Below are 16,094 nucleotides of genomic sequence, written 5' to 3'. Positions count from 1 at the left end.
TTAAATCGCATCTTCGTTTTCTTCACCAGTACGTATACGGATAACGCGGTCTACATCGCGAACAAAGATCTTACCATCGCCAATCTTGCCAGTTTGCGCGGTTTGCACAATGGCTTCAATACAACGCTCTAGATCATCTTTTTGAACGACTAGCTCTAGCTTCATTTTTGGCAAGAAGTCTACTTTGTACTCAGCGCCACGGTAAAGCTCAGTGTGGCCTTTTTGTCGACCAAAGCCTTTTACTTCGGTAACTGTCATACCCGTAATACCAATATCAGCTAAAGCTTCGCGAACATCATCCATTTTAAATGGCTTGATAATTGCCGTGACTTGCTTCATGTGTACTTCCTTTTATTTATCATTTTGTTGAGTATCTATGCCCTTACTTTAAGCCAAGCGCGCGCATGTGACAACGTTATACACTTAGCTTAATCAGGGAATTGGCTAAAAAACACCACTCGGCTCACGCAAAATCAATATCTTAGCTGAATTTCGCCGGCTTAAACGTCATCGCAAGAATCTTCAATTGAATCAATGGCTCACCTTTTTCAATCAGTCCTTGGCTTTATTCATCGAACTTACCACACACTTCGTACAAAAAACCCCTCTGTAGCTGCAGACCCACCATAAGCGTATACACTTACAGTAAAGACTTGAGTTAAGAGTGCCTTAATTGACTAAGCAAACCGGATTCACCTTACTTGAATTAATGATAACCATTGCAATCGCGGTGGTATTACTGGGTATCGGCGTACCCAGTATGAACAGTTTGTTTCAGTCAATGGCGGCGGATGCATCAAGCAACCGGATGATGCGAGAAGTGCGTTTTGCTCGCAGCCAAGCAATAAACCTTAATCAACGTGTAGTTGTTTGTGCCCTAAAGGCCAATGGCAGCGACTGTGGCGGAGAAGTGAATTCTGGTTTAACGGTATTCGCCGACGATAATAGCAACGGGAAACTAGATAGTGGTGAGAAAGTTCTACTGGCAGCGGAACCATTTACTAAGGCAGGCAATATCGACTTTAAAGGAGCAATAGATTCATTTTCTTTTCAGAGCGATGGTTTAATTGCCGGGGCTTCGGGAAGCCTCTACTTTTGTTCAAATGATAATAGCTACATTGATGGCGTAGTTATCTCAAAAGGCGGCAATATTCGTTTTATCACCGATAGTGAAAAAAGCAGCTGCCCTATCTAATCCTGTGACTGAGCTCCTCACTCTAATTAGTATTCAAGTTCTGCAAACCTTACATTGGCAATATCACTACTAAACTCACTGTTAAATTCAACACATTCAATCTGAGAAATACTGCCAAACTTTTGTGCACTAGCGGTGTGATTGGTATACCGCTGTCTAATTTCCGCTGTAATCTCTGCTATTGAATCTAGATCTTTAGGCGAAGCTATTACCACTTGATCATAACCTGTGGAGCCAGCCATGTAGCACTTAACGGTAATCGCCCAGCTTGAAGACATGGGCAAAATCAAACATAAGAAAATAGCTAAACCTTTCATAAGATCACCAACAATCAGCATTTGAATTTCCCGACGAATCCTCAGCAGACTTGCTGCCCTCATCATCGATAGAGAAAATTTTACAGTCGGTATCAGCACTAAGTTGAGTACCTAAAGCAGTCGCCTTAGCTGTAAATGTACTAGCCGCTGCAGAACTACTTAGCGTAATGGCATAATAGCCATTCTCGGTGTTATAAGAGCCAGCACCAGACGCAGCCAAGCTCAAGCTGGCAAGGTTAGCTGCATAACTCGCATTATCGGCATAATACTGTTCTTGTAATACCGCTAAGGTGGCTAGTTCTTTTATGGCCTCACTGCGCCGAGATTCGGCGACAAATGAAGTATAAGCAGGGTAAGCTACCGCCGCCAATATGGCGACAATAGCTACCGCAATCATGAGCTCCATTAAGGTGACACCGCGCATCGAGTGGTTCATTTAGCCCTCATCAAAATAGAAGTAAATTTGTTTTGGACTCATGTCCATATTGGCTTCTCTTGAGCCTTCCTTACACTCGCCAGCATTTTCACAAGTATGATCATTGTTTTCATCTTGATCATCAAACTCTAGCTCTTCACCGGGATCTCCACCAAATACTCTTACCACCGACTCACCTTGCTCATCCTCGCCAGAGTGAATAATCAAATCATCGGGTACTTTATTATCTACATCATAGTAGCGACTGTTATTGATACTGGTACCTATGTGCATATCTACAGCATAAGTGCGACCTTTACCGATGGTGGGAATAGTACATGTTGCCGAGTTAGTGGTTTCTGGAATGAACGAAGTGAAATACAACTCACCACCTAATACCAAAGCCGCTCCCAAGGACTTTTCGCCGTCCTCAACCAAGTTATATACCCAACCTTTGGAAGCACCCAGCGCAATGAGCTGTGTTTCAATGGCGCTTTCATCACTTAATGCACCAATAGGATCACTGGTAATGTTGTATAAATCATTAGAAACAATGGCTACTGGCTGAGCATCGTCGTCAAGCGCGCCAAAATCGGTAACTTGAACATTATAATCACGGAACATATAGAAGCGGTTGTCTACTCCGTTGGGATCTTTATCACTCACCGGTTTAGTTCTGTCACCCGTTCCGATTAATACGGCATCGTAGGGTATTTGCTGAGAGTCAGTAATGGTTACTTGGTCATCCCCTTGTCCGGAAGTGATGCGAGTGAGCTTTTTCAGGTAGGTTCTTACAATAACCGGCTCGGTAAAGAACTTACGTTTATCGGTAACGACTGAGCTATCACTAATGCTCGCTAAAGCGGTCATCTTCCACTTGGATTGGGTGGCTGAAAACAAATCCACTCGCCATACTTGGCCTCCGGTATCGCCAAAGTACAAGCGGTCAATATTTCCATCCCCATCACTATCTAAAGTCGCGACTTTAGCAGGAATGCTGTGAGTCAGGCGGTCATCATCTCCCGGTGTAATGCTCCACACTAAACTGCCATCGAAAGCATCAACAATAAATACTCCACGACCTCGATCATCATCACCAGGAGTGGCTAAATCTTGGTTGGTATCATAACCACCACCAAATATAACTACCGGATTACTATGGCCCGGTACATAACCGACTGTAGGCTGAGACCAACTTTGACCAAGCTCAGACATGCCGGTGCTGGAACTATCAATCCGCCACAACATTTTGGGTAGGTCAGGCTTGGTCAAGTCCATCGCATAATAAGCATCCCCACCGCGGCGCAGCCCGGTAAACACCAGTACTTTGTCACCACTGCTGCTGTACTTGCCATCATTGTCGGCATCTTTGAGGAATACAGTTGGAGTGCCGTCTATCCCATATACATGTTGCGAGCTTGCTATGTTACTGCGCAAGGTAAGCTGCCTGCCTAATAGCTCATAGGGGAAAAATGCCCAGCTTTCTGTAACACTTGATCCGGTATCTTTAAACATATGCATAGCACCACCATTGGTACCTACTATAATTCTTATGTCCATGTCGTCGGGATCTGTGCTGTCGGCAGCTGCGTCACTGCGTAAACCGTAGTTAATGACTAAAGGGCGAGAATGCAGCGGATCGCCCATTAAATCACTGCGAATAGTGGTGCTGGTATCTCCGTCATCATTATCTACATCAGTACCACGGATCCAACTTACATGATCAGCAATATCGTCTTCAACAACACCAAGTTGGTTAGCCAAATCGGCATTGCTACCCGCCTTTGTGACCAAGTTGTTAGTAGTTAAAGTGGTGAAGCTGCCGCTATCAGTTTGATTGAAATACACCATTCGAGAGTCATTGCTGAGTAAGATTTCAGAGACCCCTCCTAGCTCTACGTTGTTGCCATCTTTGACTGAAGACCAAAATGTTTTGGCTTCGTCGATAATAGAACCATCTGCTCCAATAGCAGGATTCCCATTTTGATCCGCCATGTAGCCCTCAGAAGACAGTTCCAGCTTTTTCAAGTTGCCTCGCCAACGTGGATTAAGTGAAGGCTTGAACATGGCGTAATAAACTCTATCTAGAGTACGAGTACGGTCAAAGTTGTTGCTAGTGACAGCGGGAGAAACCAAAGAAGAACTCTCTTCATAGATTCCGATTAAGGCTTGACGAAAAGCTGCCTCTAAAGAGACGCCATCTTCGGCAGGATAAAAGCGCCCCTGCGCATTTTCGGCAGTAGCAGTTAACATTGCCGTGCCGCCTTCGATAACATCTTCACCAAAACCAATAGTAGATATTTTTGCGTACTGCCTACCCGTCATGTTGGGGTTAATATCGTTGGTATTCATCCACTTAGATAACACCGGTAAATACGAGGTTTCGCTGCCAGTGCCAAAACCAACTGGATCCTTCCAAGTACAACCATTAACTGTGGTGGCATTATCACAACCAAATACATTGTCGGTATTAATTGGCAGATTTTTAACATTTTCATTTTCATCGGCATCAACGCTAGGAGTTCCATCGGTGACGTAAATGATGTTGATTGAGCTATCACATCCCACTTCATAGGGTGATAAATACGTATTTGTTCCTCCTGAGGACGTCTCAATAGTTTTATCTCGATCATTTTTCTCGTTGTTATTTCCCTTTTCTCCATAATCGACGGCTTCTCCAGCAAAGTAATGTTTAGCCTCCATCAGCGTCTCTACTAGCGGGGTTCCGCCATCAGCGGTGAGTTCTATAATATCTGATATAAGATCCTGATTATCATCCGAGGCCTGAATCCCCCGAATCACCCTGCCGCCGTCGTTAGAGCGATTAAACACCATCAAACCAAATTTAACCCCATTAATGGTACTTAAAGCATTTTCCATTGCTTCTTGAGCAATTTCGATACGAGGTCGAGTAGTAGTTGCATCTGAATGATGATACCAACGTAGGTAATTTGCAGAATAAAGCGTAATTAAATAACCATCATCAAATGAGTCCTTGGTGGTTTGCTCTGCATCGGTTTTATTTAGGGTATAAAAGTCATCAGTGTTATTTGCCGCACCATTAATTGGGTAGCCCTGGGGAGCATCTACATAAGAGTTATTACTCTCGCGATATTGACCAGGATTAATTGTGGAAACGACTTTATCCACAAAACTCCCGTCGGAAGCCTGCAGTTTTACGGTAAAAGAACGCGGTTCTCCATCATCATCCAGTAAACGACCATCACTCGCATCGCTACTAAGTTCATAGTCATCCATGCAATCAAGAACGGTATAGTTAGCACCGTTATTCAGGCGAACATCGTCCCATGAGCCAGTGCCACCTTGCACCCGGTGCTCACGAAAGTAACCAGTAAAAATACCGTTTTTAGCTAAGGCTTCATAAGATGCTGCGCAATTATTAATGTCCCAAATAAACCGCCGGTCATCATTGGCACCGGTGGGAATATACGAGCCATCAACACCGTTAACCGTGAAATAGATGAAATCATTATCTAGGCTGTTTTGAGAGCTAACCGCAATAGGATAATCTTGGTAACTAACATCGCCATTGCTATCTCGGTTGTAGCCTTGGCGAGTCGTTATATTCCAAGCCATACTGCCAGAGGTATCAAATATAATTAACACCTTCGGGTCAGCCGAACTCAAGCTATTAAAATCAAATAAAAATAGCTCTGTATCATCAGCCCAAACTGGAAGAGTTACTGCTGCGGAACACAACCATGCAAGCAGTCCCGACTTTAACCGACCGTTCATCTGCTCTCTCCTTGTTGCCTTGCCTGCAAACTATGCAAGCGGCTTTACCGTTTTGGCTATAGCATCGGCTGCTCTATACCGGCAGCTATTGACGTTGAAGCTCGATTAGCCTTTCCATATGTTTTTGTTGCATCTACTCGTACATAACGACACTGCGTAATGGCGTTATTGCTACTGGCGGTAAAACTACGCGCACACACGCTGTCTACCGTATGAAGCATGGTACCGTCAGCCCCGGTTACCATGGTTGACACAGCCATCGATGCGGCAGGTGCCATAGCACCAATCACCCCTTGAAGATTAGGCTCAATAATTAACTCATTCATTTCGCCTTCAAGTAAGTGCTCTGCCCCTACCCGGTCCCCCATCGCTGACACCACTTTTAGTCCTTGGTTAGCGCTACTTAACAATACCCCACCTAAAAAGCTTAAAATGAGCAAAAATAACATTGCCACAAACAGAGCTGCCCCTTGCTGGCTTTTAGCTTTATTTTGGCTAAGCAAAACAGTTAGTTGCATCAATACACCATATTTCTTAGTGATACCACCGACTCAAATAAGGCCCGTCGATAATGATCGTTAGCAGCAGCGACACTCAAATCACCTAATTCGTAGCTATTCCCATTAGTATAGTTTTTATCCTCGGTTAAGGAGCGAACCAACAAAAATACTTTAGCGCCAATCACTCTGCCTTCACTCCATTGCTGAGGTGTCACGTTGTCTGAGGAGACAAAGTCATTCACCACACCATCTTGAGTGGTATCGGTATCAACTCCCAGCAATACGCGCATCCGCTCGATGCCTTCCACCAAGGGGCCAGATCCCAAGATTTGCATACCGCTGTTATTATCAAGGTATAGCTGACGAAGCACCGGCAAACCAGACTGAGCGCTCACATCCAGATAGTAAACAATATGCTGGTATTCCCATATTTGCCTGCCAGGCATCACGGTCTCGGTAGGCCAAGGGTCGGCAGAGGTAAATATTTGGGCACTGGCCGCATTTGCGGCAAAGTAGTAGCGGTCAGAATCTAATTCCCCCGCAGATTGAATAGGTGAGCCAATCACTCTTTTGATGCCAATAACATCTGAATCTACAACCAAATTACTGCGGCTACTCACGCAACTATATTGGCCATTAAGAGAGTTTGAGCTATTTATCTGTCCTACAAACAAGGAGCTAAATCGGCCATCCACAGAGGGAAATGAACCTTCTGGAGTGCTACCAATCCAATCTATTGTGCAATCATTAGCTGCGGTAACATCGGTAGCGACTAGCTCAACACCAGAGCCGCGAACCATTGGATTACCGGTATACTCCCCAAAAAAACCCACCATTCTCAAATCACGAGTAATCAAGTGCATGGCAATTCTGCCACTCTCCATCAATTGCTCACTATGGTAGGTTGATTCGGTACTGCGCTGTGAGGCGACCAAAAAACTACTGATCCCTGCGGTTAAAAAAAGTCCGATCACAATGGCAATTAACCATTCAATAAGGGTAAAGCCCTGCTGAGAATGCCTAATCATGAGGCCACCCGCGTCGTTAAGGCCATTTTGCGGCGTTTATCTGACTGTGCTCCACAGTTGGCTGTAACCGTATTACTGCTGGTAATGCCACTAAAAGACTGCCTCGATAACCAAGTAACCACCACGGTAAGCTCTCCATTAGCGCTTAACAATACGCAACCATTTGGCTTAACTAAGCCGCCCTTAGCACCTGCGGCTTTGGCATAGAGGCCATACTCCCAATGATAAAGATCGTAATTCACTACATCGGCAAGACTACAAGCGGTCATCAAACCACTATCCTCGGCGCAAGCGGGTTTTGCTCTGGCGGTTTGACCATCACCTACGGTAACGGTGGCGGGGTTATTGGCTTGCCAAGCAATATGATTAAGGCGAACCCGCTCTACCATGTCTTCAGCTAAAATCATGGCAACGGTACGTTGATGGGTCTCGAAACTTGAGCGCTTGGCAACCGCTTGCATAGCAACAACCGCTAGCAAACCTACCGCCAATATAAAAGAGGTGATAATAACTTCAATCAGAGTAAACCCTCTGATTTTTGAGTATTTTAGTTGCATCCCAACCTACCCATCCTTGATGCTTTGTGGCCTTCGATAGCTGTGCCTTCCGAAGCGAGCAATTAATTAGGGTATAGCGCAAAAAAGAAGGCTATGCCTTCTTTTTTGGTTTAGTTGAGAGATGACTCAGTTAGCTGGTTTGAGTAACTCTAAGCTCTGCGGGGACTTCAAAAATGGTGTTTTCTTCGCGGCCAGGGTTTTCAACAACGGTTACTCCGCCCATTGCTTTAAGTCCAGAAACCACCTCTTGCACCAGCACCTCAGGAGCTGAAGCTCCAGCTGTAACACCAATGCGACTATCGGCTTTAAACCACTGGCAATTAATGTCGCTAACGCCATCAATAAGGTAGGCAGCTGCACCTGACTTCTCAGCTTTTTCACGCAGTCGGTTAGAGTTAGAAGAGTTTTTCGACCCCACTACCAATACCACGTCAGATTTTTCTGCCAAATCTTTCACCGCATCTTGGCGGTTCTGGGTGGCATAACAAATATCGTCTTTACGAGGCCCTTGAATTTCTGGAAAAGTCACACGTAATGCGTCGATGATCGCGGAGGTATCGTCAACCGACAGAGTAGTTTGAGTACAGTAAAACAACTGCTCAGGTTTCTTAACCTGCAGCTTAGCAACATCTTCTACCGTTTCTACCAAGTAAATACCACCGTCAGCGTTGTCATATTGGCCCATAGTGCCATTAACTTCAGGGTGGCCATGGTGACCAATCAAAATACACTCAATGCCTTTACGGCTGGCGCGAGTAACTTCCATGTGCACTTTAGTTACGAGTGGGCAGGTAGCATCGAAGATCTTAAGATCACGTTGTTTGGCTTCTGCACGTACAGCTTGAGACACGCCATGAGCGCTAAAGATACAAATACTGCCTTCGGGCACATCGCTAAGTTCATCAACAAACTCAGCACCACGTTTACGTAAACCGTCTACTACATAGCGGTTGTGAACCACTTCATGGCGAACATAAATAGGCGCACCAAACATTTCTAAAGCACGTTCAACTATAGAAATAGCGCGGTCAACACCAGCGCAAAAACCGCGAGGATTAGCTAACAGTATTTCCACTATCGCTCCTTAATTAACCGCTAAAATTTCTACTTCGAAAATAACCGTTTGGCCAGCCAGCGGATGATTAAAATCTACCGTTACTGAATCACCGGTTACTTCACGCACAATGCCCGGAATTTCACTACCATCAGGCTGAGCAAACGCAATAATACTGCCTTCTTCGGCAGGTGCTTCATCACCAAACTTGCTGCGCTCAAAGTACTTAATGTTATCCGGATTGCTTTGGCCAAAGGCTTGCTCGGCATTAAGTTCAAATTGGCTTTTATCACCCGTTTTCAAACCCAATAAACACGCTTCAAAGCCTTCGGTTAGGCTACCATCACCCATTACCAGTTGAGCTGGCTTTGGATAGTTATAAGTACTTTCGGCAATCGATCCATCGCTTAACTTCAATACAAAATGAAGTTCTACTTTGCTTCCTTGCTGAATCATTTAGGTTCCTTGGCTTGCGGCGACAAAAAGCTATCTAACACTAACAATACCGCACCCACACAAATGGCTGAGTCAGCAACGTTAAAAGATGGCCAATGGTAACTGCCCACGTAAAAATCGAGGAAGTCGATAACATAGCCAAACACTACGCGGTCAAATACGTTACCAATTGCTCCGCCTAATACTAAGGCGTAAGCAATGGCTGGCCACTTTTGCTCGGCGGGTGTTTTTTTCATCCACCACACCAGCAAACCACTCACAAAAAGCGCTATGGCAGTAAAAAACCAACGTTGCCAGCCACCGGCATCACTTAAAAAGCTAAAAGCTGCACCGTAGTTTCGAACCGAAACCAAATTAAAGAATGGCGTTACTGCTACCGATTCATATAAATCGAAGGTTTTAGCAATGGCAAACTTGGTAACTTGGTCAACAATGAATACCACCACACTTAACCACAACCAGCGTAAACCCGTGCTATTTGTTTTACTTACTACAGCGTCGTTATGCATAGCTACGAGACTCACCTTCACCCGCAACGTTAGTTACACAACGACCACACAAGCTTGGGTGCTCAGCGTTTTGACCAACATCTTCACGGTGGTGCCAACAACGGTCACATTTCGCGGCTTCGGCTACTTCTACGGTAACTTTAAGGTTGTCCAACTCAGTAGCAGCGGCATTATCACCCGCTTCACTTAAAGCCTGTAAGCTTACATCTGAAGTTAACAATACAAAGCGTAACTCATCACCCAGCTGGCTTAACACTTGCTCTAACTGACTATCTACAAACAGCGTTACTTTAGCCTCTAAGGTGCCACCAATTTTCTTGTCGCGGCGTGCTTGCTCTAGGTTCTTGTTCACTTCATCACGAATAGTGATCAATTGAGCCCAGAATGCATCATTCATTTTGCTATCTTGTGATAACGCAGCTAAGCCTTCGTACCACGCTTCAGTGAATACAAATTCGCTACGCTCTCCAGGTAATGCCTGCCAAATCTCGTCAGCGGTAAAGCTTAAGATAGGTGCAATCCAGCGGGTTAATGCTTCAGCGATGTGGAATAGTGCCGTTTGACAAGAGCGTCGTGCTAGGCCATCGGCTTTTGCGGTGTACTGACGATCTTTAATGATGTCTAAATAGAAACTACCTAGTTCAATTGAACAGAAGTGCATTAGCTTTTGATAAACAACGTGGAACTGGTATTGCTCGTAAGCTTCTACAACTTCTTGTTGAACAGCGGCTGCTCGACCCACTACCCAGCGGTCAAGCTCTACCATGTCTTCACTTGCCACTAAATGCTGCTCAGGTTCAAACCCGGCTAAGTTAGCCAATAAGAAACGCGAGGTATTACGGATACGACGATAAGCATCGGCGCTGCGTTTGAATACTTCGTCCGATACGCTCATTTCCGCGGTGTAGTTGGTGGATGCAATCCACAAACGTAAGATGTCTGAACCTAGTTTGTTCCAAACATCCTGCGGAGCGATACCATTACCTAATGATTTAGAGAACTTATGACCATTGGCATCTACGGTAAAACCATGAGTAAGTACTTGCTGGTAAGGCGCTTTGCCGTTAATTGCTGTAGCAATCATTAATGATGACTGGAACCAACCGCGGTGTTGGTCAGAGCCTTCTAAGTACATATCTGCAGCTTTACCGTTAAACTCTTCACGTGCAGCAACTACACTTGAGTGAGTTGAACCAGAGTCAAACCATACATCTAGCGTGTCTTCTACTTTGCGGTACTGCTCAGCTTCATCGCCAAGTAGTTCAGTAGCATCTAAATCCCACCAAGCCTGAATGCCGCTTTGTTCAACACGTTTAGCGACGTCTTCCATCAACTCTACCGCACGAGGGTGCAGTTCGTTAGTTTCGCGGTGCACAAACAATGCAATCGGTACGCCCCACGTACGCTGGCGAGAAATACACCAGTCTGGGCGATTCTCTACCATGCTTTCGATACGGCTTTGGCCCCAATCTGGGATCCACTGGGTTTTCTCGATTTCTTGCATCGCTTGCTTACGCAAACCATTTTGGTCCATGCTCACAAACCACTGCGGCGTAGCACGGAAAATAATAGGGGTTTTGTGGCGCCAGCAATGTGGGTAGCTATGACGGTAAGCATGGTGATGCAGAAGCGCGCCTGTTTCTTTAAGTTTTTCAACTACGTTGTCGTTAGCTTTAAATACATGCTGACCACCGAAAAATTCGGTATCGGCAAGGTAAACACCATTATCACCAACCGGGTTAGCCACCTCTAAGTTGTACTTTTGGCCTACCGCGAAATCTTCTTGGCCATGACCAGGAGCAGTGTGAACACAACCTGTACCTGACTCAGTCGTTACGTGGTCACCTAAAATAACCGGCACTTCAAAGTCATAAAATGGGTGCTTAAGTTTAACTAACTCTAAGGCATCACCTTGGCAGTAACCTAAAGCATGGAAGTGAGTTGCACCAAAGCGCTCTACACACTCTTCCATTAGGTCGCGCGCCAGAATTAAACGCTCTTTGCCAGTTTCAGTTTCAATTTGAACCAATACATATTCAAGGTGAGCATTTAAGGCTACCGCTCGGTTAGCAGGTAAAGTCCACGGCGTAGTGGTCCAAATAACTGCAGAGATTGGCCCTTCACCGGTCACGCCTTCTGGGTGATCAAATTTGGCTAATACCTCGGCTTCGTCAACCGCGGTAAAACGCACATCAATGGCAGGAGAGGTTTTATCTTCGTATTCAACTTCAGCTTCAGCAAGAGCACTGCCACAATCGGTACACCAGTGCACAGGTTTAGAACCTTGCAATAGGTGGCCATTATCGATGATTTTTGCCAAGGCACGGATGATGTTTGCTTCAGTATCGAAGTTCATGGTTAGGTAAGGGTTTTGCCAATCACCTAAAATGCCCATGCGGATAAAGTCGTTGCGCTGACCATCAATTTGCTTAGCGGCGTAATCGCGACACTTTTGACGAAATTCAGCAGCGGTTACTTTTTTGCCCGGCTTGCCAACTTTCTTTTCTACTTGTAGCTCGATAGGTAAACCGTGACAGTCCCAACCAGGCACATAAGGAGAATCGTAGTCAGATAAAGTCTTCGACTTAATAATGATGTCTTTAAGCACCTTATTAACCGCATGGCCAAGGTGAATATTGCCGTTGGCGTATGGAGGGCCATCGTGCAAAATAAAGCTCTTCTTACCTTTTTTGGCCTGTCTAATTTGGCCGTACAGATCCTTTTCGCTCCAACGCTTAAGCATTGCAGGTTCGCGGTTGGCTAAATTACCACGCATCGGGAATTCAGTATCAGGTAGATTAAGAGTATCTTTATAGTCGCTCATCGAATCACTTTTCCAGTCAATTACTCTGCAAGGCCATAGTAGGCTTTTGCACGCTTAATATCGAGATTCACCTGAGCTTTAAGCGCATCAAGCGAATCAAATTTTTGTTCATCTCGTATTTTTAACTGCGGTTCAACCACTAATCGTTGGCCATACAGATTGGCGTCAAACTCAAACAAATGAGCTTCTACCAATAAATCCTTTCCTGCGGCGGTTGGCCGCCAGCCTATGTTAGCAATGCCTGAAAAGCGATGCTCTGGCTGATCTTGTATATAGGCTTTAACTGCAAACACCCCATGCAAGGGGCATACATGGCGGGCAACTTTTAAATTTGCCGTAGCAAAGCCCAATTGACGCCCCAACTTTTGGCCATGAATGACTTTGCCATTAAAGCTAAATTTTTTGCCTAGCAATTGAGCCACCGTTGAGAAATCGGCCTCGGCTAAATGCTGACGTAATAAGGTACTGCTCACTCGCTGCTGATTTAAGCAAAACGAATTGGTTGCTGTAAGCTCAAATCCGTACTGTTTTTTGGCCGCTTGTAAGCTTGCGAAATTACCTTCTCGACCTTTACCAAAGTGGAAGTCATCTCCCACTGCTAGGTATTTCACTCCCAGCAATTCAACCAATAACTGGCGAACAAAATAGTCAGCACTTTGTTGAGCAAACTCATGGCTAAAACGCACCACCAACAAGCGGTCTACACCTAAGCTTTTCAGTTGCTGATACTTATCGCGAAATCGGCTAATTCGAGCGGGTGCTTTATCTTTAGCAAACACCTCAAGCGGTTGTGGCTCAAAAATCATCACCACAGCGGGTAAACTCCGCTGGCGAGCCTGTTCAACTAAACGCTTAATTACTTGTTGATGGCCTAAATGCACGCCATCAAAATTACCAATACTTAATGCACAGCCATAGTGACGCGCTTTAATGTTGCGTATTCCGCGAATTAACTCCATTCCCGCGCCTATTTCGTCAAAAACCGACGGATTATAGCTTGTTTAGTCCGCAGTTACAGCCCCGAAACTGCTTTTCAAGTGAGCTAATCTTATCCCCAAGCAAAATAGCAAAACCAAGTAGCTAATCACGGCCGCTGCTACACAGATTAAAAGTTGCCAAACACTGTCTATCCACGACAACGCAAACCATTGTTCAGCAAGGGGAGAAAGCCACACAATGAGCCCCCCCATCAATGTCGATGCCACTAAGATTTTAACAATACATACCAAGGTAGGAGAGCCGAGTTTGTAAACACCTTGTTTGTGTAAACCGCGATAAAGCAGGCTGGCATTAAGCAACGCCGATAAAGCTGTGGCAATAGCTAACCCAATATAACCATAAGGAATCGCGAAGATAAGATTAAAACCCATGTTGCTTGCCATGGCGATGATGCCAATTTTCACCGGCGTTTTGGTATCTTGGCGCGAGTAATATCCTGGCGCTAATACCTTCACTAGCATGAAAAACAATAAGCCACCGCTATAAGCCATTAAGCTGTAGGAGGCGTTTAATACATCTTGTTGATCAAAGGCACCACGCATAAACAAGACTTGTAAAATAGGCTGACCAAGTAAGGCCAAACCTACGGTGGCGGGTATGCCCAAAAAACACACCATGCGCACTGCCCAGTCCATGGTTTGCTGAAACTGCTGCGGGCTTTTATCAACATGACGCTGCGATAAGCTTGGCAAAATCACGGTGGCAATGGCAATGCCAAACAAACCTAGGGGAAATTCCAACAAGCGGTCGGAGTAGTACAGCCACGATATAGAGCCAGTGATTAGGAAACTGGCGATTAAGGTATCCAATAACAAGTTTATTTGACTGACCGATACACCAAACAATGCAGGGATCATTAAGGTGCGAATTTTTACCACACCAGGATGCTTCCAGCCCCAACTTGGCTTTTGCAGCAACTTAAGCCTAAACAAGAAGGGTAATTGAAATAGAAACTGAATTAAGCCGCCGAAGAAAACCCCCATGGCCAAGCCAACCTCAGGTTGCTCTAGGTTAGGGGAAACAAATATCGCAAAACTAATCACTGCTACATTTAGCAATACAGGCGTGAATGCCGCCACGGCAAAACGACCAAATGCGTTAAGAATAGCGCCCGACAATCCGGTAAACGTAACAAACCATAAATAGGGAAAAGTAATTTTAAGTAGAAAGGCCGACAGTTCAAACTTAGCAGCATCGGGGCCGTCGTTTAACCACGATATAAACCATCCCGTGCCAAATAGTGCAGCGATTAAAGGCGAACCAATAATGCCAAACAAGGTAACTATGGTAACGGCTAAGCCCAGCGTGCCGCTAACTTTGGCTATAAGCTCTCTTACTTCGTCTTCAGAACTCTTTTGCTTGTATTCGGTAAGTACCGGTACAAATGCTTGGGCAAACGCGCCCTCGGCGAATAAGCGGCGCAAAAAGTTAGGAATTTTGTTAGCAAAGAAAAATACGTCGGCAGCAACCCCCGCTCCCATTAAATTAGCAATGACTACATCACGAGCCAAACCTAATATGCGGGAAATCAGGGTCATAGCGCTAACAATGGCGCCAGATTTTAACAAGGTTTTACTCAATGCACTGTCCTGTTGCTAAATTACACAAATTCCTCTGCCCTAACATTAAAAATGCTGGTAGAATCGCGGCACAGTTTAACCGCCTATAAAGATCGATGCTACGGTCATGACGTTTAGTTAGGTTTTCCTTGCTTTGATATTTATACTTGGTTAAAAATTGTTTGACATAAACATGAAAAACGGGCATATTCCACGGCCTTTAAATTCATAATTCCAAGACAAAGTTCAGGAGTTACACTTGGCTAATATTAAGTCAGCTAAAAAACGCGCTATCCAAGCTGAAAAGCGTCGTCAACATAACGCTAGCCGTCGCTCTATGATGCGCACTAATTTGAAAAAAGTTATTGCAGCTATCGAAGCAGGCGATAAAGAAGCAGCTACAGCAGCATACCAAGCAGCTCAACCTATCTTAGACCGTTACGCGTCTAAAGGTTTGATCAGCAAAAATAAAGCAGCTCGTCATAAGAGCCGCATTGTTGCAAAAATCAACGCACTTTAATTTAAAGCGCTTGATGAAAAAAACCGGCCTAAGCCGGTTTTTTTATGTCTGCATTTATTGCTAATTACTTACAGTAAAGCTCATGTAGCTTCCCTAGCACCGCTTTAGCCTCTTCACTAGCGATTGAGTAGTAAATGGTTTGAGACTCCTTACGCGTGCTCACAAGCTGATCTTTTCGCAACCATGCTAAATGCTGAGATAACGCAGACTGACTTAAGGTTACCCGTCGGTTCAGTTCTCCTACCGTTAACTCACCTTCCACTAAGTGGCATAAAATCATTAAGCGGCTTTCGTTTGCTAGCGCCTTTAACAATTTTAATGCAGGTTCAGCATTTTTTTGCATGTCTTGAATGTTCATCTTTCTACCTACTAACTCACTTAAGCCAAACTATACGTGAAATGGCT

Annotated in this window: 16 protein-coding genes; 2 read left to right on the top strand and 14 right to left on the bottom strand. The window is 44.9% G+C overall.

The window, feature by feature from the left end; translation table 11 throughout:
* Positions 1–339: a P-II family nitrogen regulator gene (locus OV592_RS05050; protein WP_016401299.1), complete on the bottom strand. Its 339-nt coding sequence runs from the start codon at positions 337–339 to the stop codon at positions 1–3.
* Between the two features lie 334 nt (positions 340–673).
* On the opposite strand from OV592_RS05050, the gene OV592_RS05045 reads away from it, so the two are divergent.
* Positions 674–1,195: a GspH/FimT family pseudopilin gene (locus OV592_RS05045; protein WP_406610621.1), complete on the top strand. Its 522-nt coding sequence runs from the start codon at positions 674–676 to the stop codon at positions 1,193–1,195.
* Positions 1,196–1,221: 26 nt separating this feature from the next.
* Here OV592_RS05045 and OV592_RS05040 read toward each other — a convergent pair whose 3' ends face one another.
* The 12 genes from OV592_RS05040 to murJ form a co-directional block, all read right to left on the bottom strand.
* The gene (locus tag OV592_RS05040; RefSeq protein WP_406610620.1) at positions 1,222–1,533 is read right to left on the bottom strand and encodes a hypothetical protein; all 312 of its coding nucleotides are present in this window, start codon (positions 1,531–1,533) and stop codon (positions 1,222–1,224) included.
* Positions 1,517–1,948 (bottom strand): type IV pilin protein, encoded by a 432-nt coding sequence (locus OV592_RS05035; RefSeq protein WP_406610619.1) that lies wholly within the window; start codon positions 1,946–1,948, stop codon positions 1,517–1,519. The genes OV592_RS05040 and OV592_RS05035 overlap by 17 nt, the downstream gene beginning before the upstream one ends.
* Entirely contained in the window at positions 1,949–5,683 is a 3,735-nt protein-coding gene (locus OV592_RS05030) for a pilus assembly protein (RefSeq protein WP_406610617.1), read from the bottom strand.
* A gap of 56 nt (positions 5,684–5,739) precedes the next feature.
* Positions 5,740–6,201 carry a hypothetical protein gene (locus OV592_RS05025; protein ID WP_406610616.1) on the bottom strand — a complete coding sequence of 154 codons (462 nt, stop codon included), beginning with the start codon at positions 6,199–6,201 and terminating at the stop codon, positions 5,740–5,742.
* Complete coding sequence (locus tag OV592_RS05020) at positions 6,201–7,211, bottom strand: PilW family protein (protein ID WP_406610615.1); 1,011 nt, start codon at positions 7,209–7,211, stop codon at positions 6,201–6,203. The genes OV592_RS05025 and OV592_RS05020 overlap by 1 nt, the downstream gene beginning before the upstream one ends.
* Positions 7,208–7,768: a type IV pilus modification protein PilV gene (gene pilV / locus OV592_RS05015; protein ID WP_338624434.1), complete on the bottom strand. Its 561-nt coding sequence runs from the start codon at positions 7,766–7,768 to the stop codon at positions 7,208–7,210. The genes OV592_RS05020 and pilV overlap by 4 nt, the downstream gene beginning before the upstream one ends.
* A gap of 130 nt (positions 7,769–7,898) precedes the next feature.
* Entirely contained in the window at positions 7,899–8,843 is a 945-nt protein-coding gene (gene ispH, locus OV592_RS05010; RefSeq protein ID WP_249483306.1) for a 4-hydroxy-3-methylbut-2-enyl diphosphate reductase, read from the bottom strand.
* Positions 8,844–8,852: 9 nt separating this feature from the next.
* Complete coding sequence (fkpB, locus tag OV592_RS05005) at positions 8,853–9,278, bottom strand: FKBP-type peptidyl-prolyl cis-trans isomerase (protein ID WP_016401308.1); 426 nt, start codon at positions 9,276–9,278, stop codon at positions 8,853–8,855.
* On the bottom strand, positions 9,275–9,787 hold the full coding sequence (lspA, locus tag OV592_RS05000) for a signal peptidase II (protein WP_406610614.1): 513 nt from the start codon (positions 9,785–9,787) through the stop codon (positions 9,275–9,277). Before lspA ends, fkpB begins: the two co-directional genes overlap by 4 nt.
* A complete protein-coding gene (gene ileS, locus OV592_RS04995) occupies positions 9,780–12,611 on the bottom strand; it encodes an isoleucine--tRNA ligase (RefSeq protein ID WP_406610613.1) in 2,832 nt (943 codons plus the stop codon). The genes lspA and ileS overlap by 8 nt, the downstream gene beginning before the upstream one ends.
* A 20-nt stretch (positions 12,612–12,631) precedes the next feature.
* Positions 12,632–13,570 (bottom strand): bifunctional riboflavin kinase/FAD synthetase, encoded by a 939-nt coding sequence (gene ribF, locus OV592_RS04990; protein WP_406610612.1) that lies wholly within the window; start codon positions 13,568–13,570, stop codon positions 12,632–12,634.
* A gap of 42 nt (positions 13,571–13,612) precedes the next feature.
* Complete coding sequence (gene murJ, locus OV592_RS04985; protein ID WP_016401312.1) at positions 13,613–15,190, bottom strand: murein biosynthesis integral membrane protein MurJ; 1,578 nt, start codon at positions 15,188–15,190, stop codon at positions 13,613–13,615.
* Between the two features lie 238 nt (positions 15,191–15,428).
* Here murJ and rpsT point away from each other — a divergent pair, with 238 nt between their 5' ends.
* Entirely contained in the window at positions 15,429–15,689 is a 261-nt protein-coding gene (rpsT, locus tag OV592_RS04980) for a 30S ribosomal protein S20 (protein ID WP_152784499.1), read from the top strand.
* Between the two features lie 64 nt (positions 15,690–15,753).
* On the opposite strand, the gene OV592_RS04975 is transcribed toward rpsT, so the two are convergent.
* Entirely contained in the window at positions 15,754–16,047 is a 294-nt protein-coding gene (locus tag OV592_RS04975; RefSeq protein ID WP_406610611.1) for an ArsR/SmtB family transcription factor, read from the bottom strand.
* Positions 16,048–16,094 lie beyond the last annotated feature (47 nt).

Origin of the sequence: Agarivorans sp. JK6, from assembly GCF_045277145.1 — a bacterium.
GTDB classification, from domain to species: Bacteria; Pseudomonadota; Gammaproteobacteria; order Enterobacterales; family Celerinatantimonadaceae; genus Agarivorans; species Agarivorans albus.
This window is presented reverse-complemented; position numbering and strand designations above follow the sequence as displayed.